The 12855-nt window shown below is 66.2% G+C and carries 7 protein-coding genes and 1 pseudogene; all 8 read left to right on the top strand.

The window, feature by feature from the left end; translation table 11 throughout:
- Nucleotides 1–211 (top strand): annotated as a pseudogene (locus VL973_RS07315) (sugar kinase); the annotation flags it as partial.
- A 187-nt stretch (nucleotides 212–398) separates the two neighbouring features.
- On the top strand, nucleotides 399–1325 hold the full coding sequence (locus VL973_RS07310) for an ROK family protein (protein WP_325283370.1): 927 nt from the start codon (nucleotides 399–401) through the stop codon (nucleotides 1323–1325).
- Nucleotides 1326–1417: 92 nt separating this feature from the next.
- On the top strand, nucleotides 1418–4831 hold the full coding sequence (locus VL973_RS07305) for a glycosyl hydrolase 2 galactose-binding domain-containing protein (RefSeq protein ID WP_325283369.1): 3414 nt from the start codon (nucleotides 1418–1420) through the stop codon (nucleotides 4829–4831).
- Nucleotides 4828–6285 carry a carboxylesterase/lipase family protein gene (locus VL973_RS07300; protein WP_325283368.1) on the top strand — a complete coding sequence of 486 codons (1458 nt, stop codon included), beginning with the start codon at nucleotides 4828–4830 and terminating at the stop codon, nucleotides 6283–6285. The genes VL973_RS07305 and VL973_RS07300 overlap by 4 nt, the downstream gene beginning before the upstream one ends.
- Nucleotides 6282–6989, top strand: coding sequence for a GDSL-type esterase/lipase family protein (locus VL973_RS07295; RefSeq protein WP_325283367.1), 708 nt, complete (start codon nucleotides 6282–6284; stop codon nucleotides 6987–6989). The genes VL973_RS07300 and VL973_RS07295 overlap by 4 nt, the downstream gene beginning before the upstream one ends.
- Nucleotides 6990–7134: 145 nt before the next feature.
- Entirely contained in the window at nucleotides 7135–10326 is a 3192-nt protein-coding gene (locus VL973_RS07290) for a TonB-dependent receptor (RefSeq protein ID WP_325283366.1), read from the top strand.
- A 73-nt stretch (nucleotides 10327–10399) separates the two neighbouring features.
- Nucleotides 10400–11908 carry a tryptophan halogenase family protein gene (locus VL973_RS07285; RefSeq protein ID WP_325283365.1) on the top strand — a complete coding sequence of 503 codons (1509 nt, stop codon included), beginning with the start codon at nucleotides 10400–10402 and terminating at the stop codon, nucleotides 11906–11908.
- Nucleotides 11905–12855, top strand: a 951-nt coding sequence (locus VL973_RS07280; RefSeq protein WP_325283364.1) for an MFS transporter, incomplete at its 3' end; no start/stop codon positions are given. The genes VL973_RS07285 and VL973_RS07280, both read left to right, overlap by 4 nt.

Raw genomic sequence — 12855 nt, 5'->3', positions numbered from 1 at the left:
GCTGCCGATCGCGATCGTCGACCAACTGGCGCAACGCACCAATGCGCTTTTGCGCCTGCACGGACGCAACGCCCCGGTGCTGGCACCGGTTCAGGCGGCAGCGCAGGCCGAAGATGCCGCGGCCGTGGGCGCCGCGCTGTTGCCGTTCGGGAACCTGTTGCTTCCCGCCGATGCGGGCGCAACGCGCCGCGCCGCGCTGGTGCTTGCCTGATCTTCATTTTTTAAATCAATTTGTCGTTTTATTGTTGAGTGCCCGCCCGGTGCTGATATGACGGAGCGCAAGGTGCGGCGAACGACGCCGCCCGGCGCATGGGAGAGCGGGATGCGGAAAGCGAGTGTTGCAGCGGGTATGCGCTGTGTGCGTATCGGCACATCCCGCTGACACGCGGCACGCTGAGATGACCGCACTGCCTGTTCGATCCTTGACCGTGCCGCCTGCTGGCGTGCCGCTTCTGGCGGGTGTCGAGCTTGGCGGGACCAAGTGCGTCTGCGTGCTGGCGACTGCCGATGGCTCGTTTGTCGCACAGTCGGTGGTGCCGACTGTCCGGCCCGACGTGACGCTGGGAGCGATCGAGGGCATTTTGGACGGCTGGCGCGATGCGCCGGGCTTCGCGGCGCTGGGCATTGCATCGTTCGGCCCGGTCCGGCTCGATGCGCGGGCGAGCGATTGGGGCTTCATCACATCGACGAGCAAGCCCGGTTGGCAGCAGACCGATGTCGGTGCGCGCCTGCGTGCCCGATATGCGGTGCCGACCAGCTTTGATACCGATGTCAACGGCGCCGCGCTTGCAGAGGCGCGCTGGGGCGCGGCGAAGGGCCTTCGGGATTTCGCCTATGTAACGATGGGCACCGGGGTCGGCGTGGGCCTGATCGTTCACGGTCGGCCGACCCGCGGCATTGGCCATTGCGAACTGGGCCATATGCGCGTGCCGCGACTTGCCGGCGATACATGGCCCGGCAGTTGCCCGTTCCATGGCGATTGTGTCGAGGGGCTGGCATCGGGCACTGCGATCGGCGCGCGGCTGGGCGCGGTTCCGGTGGCGGAGGCATCGCCGCAGCATCCCGTGTGGGACGGCGTCGTGGAAGCGATCGCCCAGCTTTGCCAGGTTGTCGTGCTTGCGGCCGGGGCCGGACGCATCCTGATCGGTGGCGGTGTCGCCAATGGTCAGCCGTTCCTGCTGCCGCGCATCGAAGACCGCCTGCGCGCGATCATCGCCGGCTATGTCGAATTGCCGCCGGAGCCGATCGTCACCGCCCCGGCGCTGGGCGATACGGCGGGGCCGCTGGGACCGATCGCGATGGCAGCCATGCTGGTCGCGGATTGAGTTTGGGCGGGGAGGGCCGCAAACCGGCGGGTGTCGACACACGGACCGACGCAATCATAAAAACGATACCATTAAAGGGAGGCTGTTCGCTGATGGGACCTTTCTCGAAGCTTCTGCTGGCCGGAGCCGCGCTGCTCCCGCTGTCCGCAATCGCCCGGCAGGCGCCGGCGCCGACCAATCTGGGTCCCTATAATGCGAGCTTCCTGGAGGGCGGCATCGGCATCGACCGGCCGATCGCCGGTGGCGAGCGGCTGTTGGCGACAGGTGGGGCCTATACCATCTCGGGCTGGGTCAAGGCCGATGCCGCGCAGCCGGGCGAAGTCGTGCTGGTGGCGTTGGGCGACCCTGCCCGGGCGTGCCGTTGCCTGTCGCTGACCGACGGGCGGCCGACGTTGCGTGACGGGGCGGCGCGCGTCGCGGCGGGCAGTTCGATCACGCCGGGGCGCTGGAGCCATGTCGCTGCCGTTTCGGACGGCGATCGCGTTACCCTTTATATTGATGGCCGCAGGGTCGGGGGCGGCGCCGCGCGATCATCGGCCGTCGCGCCGCGCCTGGCGATCGCGCCGCCGGGGCCACGACATTTCGGCGGCACGCTGGTCGAAGCCAGGGTGACGCCCGGTGCGCTGACGGCGCGCGACGTGGCGGCACTGCGGGCCGAGCGTCCGCAATTCGATCTGGTCCAGATCTGGCGCGTCGGTGTGGGTTGGGAATGGCAGAAACAGGCCAATACGGGTCTCTGGCGCCAGCAAGACCCCTGGACACTGCCACAGAGCCGTGTTGCCTATAGCCCCCCCGTCGCGCGGCCCGCGCCCGACGATCCGGCAATCATGCCGCTGGGTGACGGGCGATGGCAGATCAACGGGTGGCAGCTTGCCGCCGCGCCCGATGTGGAACAGGGTGGCGCGGCCCTGTCGCGGCCCGGCGCGGCGACGTCGGGCTGGCACGCCGCAGCGGTGCCGGGCACGGTGTTGCAGACGCTGGTCGATCGCGGCGTCTATCCCGATCCCTATTACGGGCTGAACAACCTCAAAATTCCCGAAAAGCTGTCGCGTCAGGATTATTGGTATCGCACGCGCTTCACGGTGCCCGCGGCGGCGGCGGGGCGGCGCACCACGCTGGTGTTCGGCGGCGTAAACTATGCCGCGGAGATGTGGGCGAACGGCCGGCGGCTGGGCGATACAAGGGGCGCGTTCGTGCGCGGCCAGTTCGATTTCGTGCCCGTGGCGGGCGAAAACGTCATTGCCGTCCGCGTCTCGCCACCGCCGCATCCGGGCATTCCGCACGAACAGTCGATCGCCGGCGGCGTCGGCGAGAATGGTGGTCAACTGGCGATCGACGGGCCGACCTTTGTCGCAACCGAGGGGTGGGACTGGATTCCCGGCATCCGCGACCGCAACACCGGCCTGTGGCGCGCGGTCGAGCTTGCCGCGCATGGCGATGTGCGGATTCTCGATCCGCAGGTCGTCACGGACCTGCCGCTGCCGCGCACCGACAGCGCTGACGTGCATGTGACGGTGCCTGTCCGCAACCTGTCGACCGCGCCGAAAGCGGTGACGGTGCGCGCACGGTTCGAGGGCGTGACGGTCGAAAAGACTGCGACGATTGCGCCGGGTGACGGCGAGGTGCGGTTCACGCCGGCCGAATTCGCGCAACTGCGCGTCGTCAATCCGCGCTTGTGGTGGCCCAATGGCTATGGCGAGCCGAACCTTTATGACATCGCGTTCGAGGCGGTGGTCGACGGCGCGGTTTCCGACACCAGGACCGACCGGTTCGGCATTCGCGAGGTAAGCTATGACCTGTCGCTGTTTGACCGCGCGGGCAAGCTGCGGCGCGTCAACGTCCAGACCACCGACGGCGGCCTGAATGGCGAGCGGTTGATCGACGTCACGCATCCGGCGATCAAGCAAAGTCCGGCGGGCTGGGCCGAATCGCTGACCCCTGCGGGCGAACGTTCATCGGCCGTGACCGCGATTGCCGACGATCTGCCCGAACCGCACCTGACGATCCGGGTCAATGGCGTGCGGATCGCCGCGCGCGGCGGCAATTGGGGGATGGACGACGCGATGAAACGCGTCAGCTATGACTGGCTCAAGCCCTTCTTCCGTCTCCAGAAGGAGGCGAACATGAACATCATCCGCAACTGGATGGGGAATAATACCGAAGAAGAGTTCTACGACTTGGCCGACGAACACGGCATGATGGTGATGAACGATTTCTGGCAATCGACCCAGAATTTCCAGGTCGAGCCGCAGGACCCGCAGTTGTTCCTTGCCAATGCGCGCGACACCATCGCGCGCTATCGCAACCACCCGTCGATCATCCTGTGGTTCGGGCGGAACGAGGGCGTGCCCTATCCCGCGTTGAACGAAGGCCTGGACGACGCGGTGTTCGAACTGGACGGCACGCGCTGGTTCACCGGCAGTTCGAACGTCGTAAACCTGCAAGGCTCCGGCCCGTATAATTATCGCCCGCCGGCCGGTTATTTCACAGACCTTGCGTCCGGCTTTTCGGTCGAGACGGGCACGCCGTCGCTCTCCACGCTCGAATCGGTGCGGAGCTATGTTCCCGAAGCCGACCGCTGGCCATTGTCGGACGTGCTTGCCTATCATGACTGGCACTTTGCCGGAAATGGCGACACCAAGACCTTTATGTCGAGCCTGGCGACGATGTTCGGGCCGGCGACCAGCTTCGAGGATTTCGAGCGCAAGGCGCAGATGATGAACCTCGAGACGCACAAGGCGATGTATGAGGGGTTTCTGGGGCATCTGTGGACCAGGAACAGCGGGCGCCTGCTGTGGATGACGCACCCCGCCTGGCCGTCGAACGCATGGCAGATCTATTCCTGGGACTATGACACGCACGCGGCCTATTATGGTGCCAAGAAAGCGACGCAGCCGCTGCACGTCCAGCTCAACCTGCCCGGCAACGAACTGGTCGTGCTCAACACGACACAGGCGAATGTCACCGGGCTGACCGCGCGCACCCGCGTGATCGGGCTGGACAATGCCGAATTGTTCATGCGCGAGGACCGGTTGGACGCTCCCGCCAACCGGGCAACGCCGCTGGCTGCGGTGCCGCTGGAGCGGCTGTTCGGGAAAAACCCGATGCTGCTGGTCAAGCTTGAACTGCTCGACGCCGACGGGCGGGTGGTCGCCGACAATTTCTATTGGCGCGGCGCGGATGAGGCGGCGTATCGCGCGTTGAATGAAATGGGAACGGCCAGTGTCGAGGCGGTGGCCGCAGCCCCCGTTGCGGAGGGCGAGGACAAGGCGATCGCCGTCACGCTTGCCAATCGCGGACAGGTGGCGGCGCTCAACGCCAAGCTGACGTTGATGGACGACAAGGGCGCACGTATCCTGCCGGCATATTACAGCGACAATTATGTCGCGCTGCTGCCCGGCGAGACGCGGACGATCACCATCCGATATCCGGCAAAGGTGACAGCGACGCCGCGCTTGTCGTTGCGCGGCTGGAATGTGGCCGAAACGGGCGTCGCCACGCGGTGAGGCACGCGCTCATGCTGCTCGCCGCGCCGTTGCTGGTCGCGGCGACCAAGCCGCCGGTGGTGGAGGTGACGGGCGGGCGCGTGCGGGGCAGCATCGGGCAGGACCGGCTGTTCTTTCGGGGCATCCCCTATGCCGCGCCGCCGCTTGACGCGCGTCGTTGGCGTCCGCCCGCGCCCGTCGCGCCGTGGCGCGGTATCGCCGATGCGACGCGCCCCGCGCCCGCCTGCCTCCAGAACGACTATGGCTGGAATCGGGCCAATCACGGCTTTGCGAGCGAAGACTGCCTGACGCTGGAGGTCGCGACGCCCGCGCTGTCGGGCAAGCGGCCGGTGTTCGTCTGGATCCATGGCGGCAGCAATCGCGCGGGGTCGGGTGCCGGCATGGGCCGGACGCCGATGGTCGCCAGGGGGATCGTCGTCGTTTCGATGCAATACCGGCTCGGCATTTTCGGTTTCCTGGCGCATCGGGGCGCGCTCGATCGCGGTCACGCCGGCAATTACGGGTTGATGGACCAGATTGCGGCCCTGCGCTGGGTCCGGGACAACATCGCGCGCTTTGGCGGTGATCCGGGCCGGGTGACGATCGCGGGCGAAAGCGCGGGCGCGCAGGACGTTGGCCTGCTGATCGCGAGTCCGGCTGCGCGAGGCCTGTTTTCGCAAGCGGTGATGCAATCGGGCACGCCCAATTTCGGCCTGCCGGCACGCACGCTCGACGACGCATTGCGGCTCGGCGATCAGGTGGATGCGGCACTAGGCACCGGCGGCTCGATCGCGACATTGCGGCGCGCACCGGCGCGTGCGCTGCTTGCGGCGGACCTCCAACTCCACGATGCGCGGCCGATGGCCGACGATTATCTCTGGCTGCGCCCAACGGTCGACGGCGTGGTGCTGCCGGACGATCCCGCGATCCTGATGAAGGACGCGCCGCCGCGTCCGGCGATCATCGGTTCGAACCGCTTCGAACTTGACCTGCCGGGCGGAAGCGTGGCGCGCGATGCGTTCATCAAGCTGAGCTTCGGCGCGAATGCGGATGCCGCCCGCGCTTTCTATCGCATCGGGCGTGCGGACCCGGCCGCCGACCCGCGCCTGGGCACGCTCGACCAGCAGATCGCGACCGACGCGACGTTTCGATGCCCGGCCGGACGCATGGCGGCGGCGATGGCGGCGCGTGGTGCGCCGGTGTGGCGCTATGAGTTCGATCTCGCCCCCGATGGCGGCCGCACCGCCCATTCGGTCGAGATCGCCTATTTCTGGGGCGAACGGCGGATGGGGCGACGCCACCTTGTGGACTATTGGGCCAATTTCGCGGCAACGGGCGATCCCAATGGCGCGGGTCTGCCCACATGGCCGCGGTTCGACGCCGGCCGGCGGCGATATGTCGCCTTCGCGGACGGCGCGGTCGCGGTGCGTTCTTCGCTGCGTCAAACGATATGCCGATTGACGGAGGCCCTGTGATCGATCGACGCCAATTGCTGGCGGCCAGCGCCGCCGCGCCGTTTTTCCCCGCCGCCGCGCGCGGCGACGATGCGGCCGACCGGCGGCTGCGCGAAGACTGGGCATGGCTCGGGCGATATGCCGCCGACAACGCCGCGCTCAAGGCGGCGGGCGCCCGAGCGCGTATCGTGTTCATGGGCGATTCGATCACCGAGGGGTGGCGCGACAAGCGGCCCGGATTTTTTCGCGACGGGCGGGTCTGTCGCGGGATCGGGGGCCAGACAACGCCGCAGATGCTGGTGCGGATGATGGCCGATGTGGTCGCGCTGGCGCCGCGCGCGGTTCATATCATGGCGGGGACCAATGATATCGCCGGCAATACCGGCCCCATGACGCGGGTGCAGACCTGTGACAACATCGCCGCGATGGCGACGATCGCGCGGGGCCACGGGATCGACGTGCTGCTCGCCGCCGTGCCGCCCGCCGCGGCGTTCCCGTGGCGGCCGGGACTGGAGACCGCCGGTCCCATTGTCGCAATCAATCGCTGGATTGAGAAGCACGCCCGCGCGACCGGCGCGGTCTTTATCGATTACGGCCCCGCGCTCGGCGACGGGCGCGGTGGCATCCGCGCCGGGCTGGCCAGTGACGGCGTCCATCCGGGCGCCAAAGGCTATGCCGCGATGGAGGCGGTGTTGTCGCCCGTCCTCGCGGCGCGCGACCTTTAATTGCCCATTAATCCAAATCTAATTCTTATTTTTACACCATGCCGCGCTTGAAGGCACCTTCCGGCTTGACAGTGGCGCGCGCTGCGTAAGATAACGAAATCGATTTTAATAAAAGCGCGTCAGTCGCTGAATTGGGAGAAGGTGGATGAAGGGGATTGCGTCCGGTCGTCAGGCGTTGCTGCTGGCAACGTCGGGGCTTTCATTGTTGACGACGCCAGCGCTGGCGCAGGATGTTCCCGCGGCGGATGATCCGGTGGCCGCAGCAGGCCAAATTGCGGTCCAAGAAGACATCGTTGTCACCGGCATCCGCGCGGCCCAGGGGCGTGCGATCGACATCAAGCGCAACGCATCCAGCGTCGTGGAAGCAATCAGTGCGCAGGACATCGGCAAGCTGCCGGACGTCACCATTTCCGACTCGCTTCAGCGCATTCCCGGCGTCCAGATCCGCCGCGAAGCGGGCGAGGGCGGCGCGATCAACATCCGCGGCTTGCCACAGGTCAACACGCTGATGAATGGCGAGCAGTTTCTGGGCGCCAATTCGGTGACGACCGTCCAGCCCAATTTCAACGACATCCCGTCGCAGCTCTTTTCCGGTGCCACGGTATTCAAGTCGCCGACCGCGTCGCTACAGCAGGCGGGCCTTTCGGGCACGGTCGACCTGCTGACGCGCCGGCCGTTCGACCTGAAGCAGGGCCTGACCGTGGCGGGCGCGGCGGAAGCGCAATATGGCGACCGCACGGAACGGTGGAATCCGTCCTTCAACGGCCTGTTGTCCTATAACAGCGGCCGCGTCGGCTTGCTGGTGTCGGCCGCCTATAGCGACCTCGATCTTTCGAACAGCTATCGCGGCATCCAGGATTACGGCGTCGCGTTGCGGAACGAAGGCGGCAGTGCGACCAATCCGGGCGACTTCGCGGTCGGCAACTATCAGCGTGATGCCCAGGGCAGCATCCTTTACGACACATCGCGCAACACCGACAATGATCCGGCGACCGGGTGCCTCGTGCCCGGCCCGACGACCAGCGTCGTGCCGGCCATCGGCGGCGATCGCTGCGCGCCGCTCACGGCCAGCCGGGGCACGCCCGTTCGCAATGCACAAGGCGCGATCGTCGGTTTCGACGTGAACGGGGACGGCGATGCCAACGACACGTTCATCACGCCGCAAGCGCACACGGCGTGGAACCGCATCACCAGCCGCGAGCGTTTCGGCGCCAATGCCTCGCTGCAGGTCGAGATCAGCGACGCGCTGCGGCTGACCGCCGACGGTTTCTATACGCGCCAGACACAATATGACCGCACCGCCGGTTTCCAGTTCCAGATGGTCGACTGGCAGTCTGCGCCGTATCTTCCGACGGCCTCACGCGATACCGGCGCGGTCGTTGGCGACTATAACCTGAATACCGTCCAGACCTATGCCTATGACATGGCCAATTTCGACAGCTATTCCGAGACGTTCCGTATCCGTTCTGAATCGCAGAACTATAATCTGCAGCTCGACTGGGACAACGACACCGGGCTGAAGGCGACGGTTCGCGGAATCTATGGCAAGGCCAGCCGCGAAAGCGATCAGGGCTATGCCCAGTTCAGCCTGACAGACGGCTATCAATGGGCGTATGAAGGGGTGGGCAATTATCCCGCCTCGGCCGGCGGCGACCGTCGTTTCAATCCCACCGGCTATCGCGTCTACAGCCAGCAGGCGACCGTCGATTATCGTTCCGGCTCGCCCACCTTTTCCTTTCCCGACGCGTTTCTCAACCAGGTGCAGGACGTCAGCCGTTATGGGTTGAAGACCATTTCTTCGGAAAACAATGTTTACCAGGATGGCGACCTGTGGGCGCTGCGCGGCGACGCCGAATGGCAGGCGAGCGATTCCGTGACGCTCAAATTCGGTGCGCGCTATGGCGAACGATCGGTCGAGCAGTTTACGTTTGAGCGCGTGTCCCCCTTCTATTCGGGCAACACCGATAATCCGGCCAATCCGGCGAATGGCTGTCTTGTCAAATGGAAGGCGTTCGACGTCAACCTGAACGACCAGAATTGCCAGATCCGTGACGCGCAGGGCGTGCCCTATACCGCGGGGCTGACGCGTCAGGCCGACGATCCGACCTTTGCCGGCCTGATCCGCCAGTTCGACCTGCCGGCGGAAGGCGCGCCGCCACTCTATGTCCTCGATCCCACCGCGCTCGACGATTCGGAGGCGTTCCAGAACCAGTTTTATCCGGGCAGCGTCAACAATGTTAACCCGGCCGATTCGTTCGGCATCAACCTGCAGCAAGTGTCGGGCTATGCCGAAGTGTCGGGCGAGGGCGAGCTGTTCGGTATGCCGGTGCGCGCCAATGGCGGCGTTCGTGTTGTCAACACCCGTTTCCAGGTTCGCCAGAATGTCGTCGGCGCACCCCAGCCCTATGGCGTTTCGGGCGTGGATGCGGGCGACGTGACGGTCGAGCGCAATTTCACCGACTTCCTGCCCGCGTTCAACGTGGCGCTCGACATTACCGACCAGCTGCGGCTTCGCGGCGCCTATTCAAAGACGATGACGCTGCTCGACTTCCTGCAATGGGGCGGCGGCCTGAACATCAACTATGCGATCCAGACCAATCCCGGCGGCGGCGCGCCGATCTTTGCCGCGACCGGGGCCAATTCGCGCGGCAATCCGCAACTCGATCCGTGGCGCTCGGACAATGTCGAGGCCAGCCTCGAATATTATACGGGTCGCTCCAGCCTGATCGCGATCGGCGCCTATTACCTGGCGGTCGACAGCTTCATCGAAAACTCGACGATCAACCGCAACGACATTCCCGACAATGACGGCGTGATCCGGCGCACCGTGCCGGTCAACACGATCGTGCAGGGGGCGGGCGGCACGCTCAAGGGGCTGGAATTGTCGGCGCGTCAGTCGCTGGCCGATTACGGGGTCGACGGGTTCCTGGGCGGGTTCGGAATCGATGCCAACTATACGCTGTCGATGGGCGATACCGGTCGAGTTGACCTGGCCGGCAACGACCAGCCATTCCAGGACAATTCGCGGCATCAGGTCAACGCCGCACTGTGGTTCGAAAAATACGGGCTGTCGGCACGTGTCGCCTATAACTATCGCTCGGCGCGCCTGGTCGCGTCGGATTATGCCGGCATCACCGGGCTGGCCCAGTATCAGACGCCGACCAACTATCTCGACGCGTCGATCGCCTATGACATCACGCCGCAACTGACCATTTATGGCCAGGCGTCGAACCTGACGGCGGAGACCGAACGCTACTACCTGACCTTCGAGGATCAGGTGTTGTGGGAAAATGTTTACGAGCGCCGCTTCATCGCGGGCGTGCGCGCTCGTTTCTAAGGCTCTTCCGCCTGGGTCCGTCGCGGTTCACAATGACCGCGGCGGACCGGTTTTTCGGGAGGGTTTCCAAACAATGCAGGCTTCGTCCGATCGGATCCAGCGGATCGTCATCGTCGGCGGCGGCACCGCGGGGTGGATGTCGGCCGCCTATCTCGCGCGGCGACTGTCGCATCTGCCGGTGGCGATCACCGTCGTCGACAGTGCACAGATCGGCACGATCGGCGTGGGTGAGGCGACGGTGCCCGCGATCCGCGACTTCCTGGCCGCGGTCGAACTGGGCGAACCCGATGTCCTTGCCGCGACCGACGGCACGATCAAATATGGCATCCGGTTCGAGGGATGGGGCGGCGAGGGGCATGGTTTTTTCCATCCCTTTGGCCTGTATGGCGTGCCCGCGGGCGGCATCGCCTTTCATCAATACTGGCTGAAACTGCGCGCGAGCGGTCACGAACTGCCGCTTGGCGATTACTGCCTTGCCACGCAGCTGGCCGAACGCGGGCTGTTCCTGCCGCCATCGACGCAGCCGGGCAGCGATCTGGGCGTGTTCAACTTCGCGTTGCATTTTGATGCGACGCGGTTCGCGCATCTGCTTCGGCGGCTGTCGCTGGCCAATGGCGTCGCGCATGTCGACGGGCGCATCGTCGACGTGGACCGGGACTCACGCGGCGTTGGCGCGGTGCGGCTGGCCGACGGACGGTCGATCGAGGGCGACCTGTGGATCGACTGTTCCGGCTTTCGCAGCCTGTTGCTGGGGGAAGCGATGGCGGTGCCCTATGTCGACTGGCGCCGCTGGCTGCCATGCGACCGGGCAATCGCCATTCCGTGTCGCGGGACGCATGTCCATCGCCCCTTCACCACCGCGACCGCGCACCGGGCGGGTTGGCGCTGGCACATCCCGCTTCAGCACCGGGTCGGCAATGGCATCGTCTATGCCAGCGAGCATCTGTCCGACGAAGCTGCCGAGACGACGCTTCGCGCCGCGCTGGAGGGAGAGGCGCTGGCCGAACCCAACCGGCTGCGTTTCACGACCGGACACCGCGCGCGGTTCTGGGCCGGCAACGTCGTTGGCGTTGGCCTGGCCGGGGGGTTTCTGGAACCGCTGGAATCAACGAGCATCGTGCTTGTCCAGTCGGCGCTGGAGCGGCTGGTGGCGCTGTTTCCCGACCGCGACTGCGATCCGCGCCTTGCCGCCGCCTATAATCGGCAGTCGGTTCTGGAGTTCGAGCGCATCCGCGATTTCCTGCTGCTGCATTACTGGGCCAATGGCCGCACCGGCGAGCCGTTCTGGGAAGCGATGCGCGCGGTCGAGTTGCCCGATGCGCTTGCCGAGCGGATCGACGCATGGCGGGCCGGCGGCCTGTTCGTGCGGCGCGAGTGGGACACGTTCCAGGACCCGAGCTGGTTGAGCCTGTATGCGGGGTTCGACCTGCTGCCCGACCGGACAAGCCCGATTGCGGACCAGATGGAGGCGCGTGACCTGCTGATCGCCTTTTCCCGGATGCGTGACGCAATCGAGCGGGCGGCGGGCGCCGCCGAGCCACATGCCGCGTTTCTCGCCCGCCATCGGCCGCGCGCGGCATGAGTGTGCAGGGCCGCGCGATCGGCGCGATGGCATTGGGCGGATTGCTGTTCGGTTTCGACACCGCGGTGGTCGCGGGCGTGACCGACGGGCTGCGTTCGGGCTTCGCGCCCGATGCAGTGTCGCTGGGGATCGCGGTCTCGTCGGCGCTTTGGGGAACGCTGGCAGGCGCGCTTCTCAGCGGAGCGCCGGGTGATCGATATGGCAGCCGCGCCGTGCTTCGGGGTGTAGGGTTGTTCTACCTCGTCTCCGCGATCGGCTGCGCCCTGGCCACCGGCCTGTGGACGTTCACGCTGTTCCGTTTCATCGGCGGCGTGGCGATCGGCGCATCATCGGTCCTCGCGCCGGTCTATATCGCCGAGATCAGCGCGCCGGAGCGACGTGGCCGGCTGGTCGGGACATTCCAGCTCAACATCGTCGTCGGCATCCTTGCGGCCTATCTGGTCAACGGCCTGATCGCCGCGGCAATGCCCGCCGAGATCGCATGGCGTGCCAAACTGGCATCGGCGGCGTTCCCGGCAGCCGTGTTCCTCGTGCTGCTGGCGGGCGTGCCGCAAAGTCCGCGCTGGTTGCTGGCGCGCGGCCGGCGCGACGAAGCGGGCGCCGCGGCCAACCGGCTGGGCATTGCGCTTGCAATGCCCGCAGCGGCCATGCGCGAGGGCGGGCGGTTGCACTGGCGCCTGCACCGGAAACCCATTTTGCTGGCGGTGGCGATCGGGTTGTTCAACCAGTTGTCGGGGATCAACGCGATCCTCTATTATCTCAACGATATCTTCGCAGCTGGCGGGTTCGACAGGCTGTCGACCGACGCGCAGGCCGTTGCAGTCGGCGCGGCCAACCTGGTCGCCACGCTGGCGGCACTGGCGATCATCGACAGGCTGGGGCGCCGACCGCTGCTGATCGGCGGGGGCGTCGTCTGTTCGGCAGCGTTGCTGGGCGTGGCGCTGACC

It is taken from the genome of Sphingomonas sp. (assembly GCF_035490575.1).
Classification (GTDB): Bacteria; Pseudomonadota; Alphaproteobacteria; order Sphingomonadales; family Sphingomonadaceae; genus Sphingomonas.
Note: the sequence above shows the minus strand (reverse complement) of the source record. Positions and strands in the feature narration are given on the sequence as shown.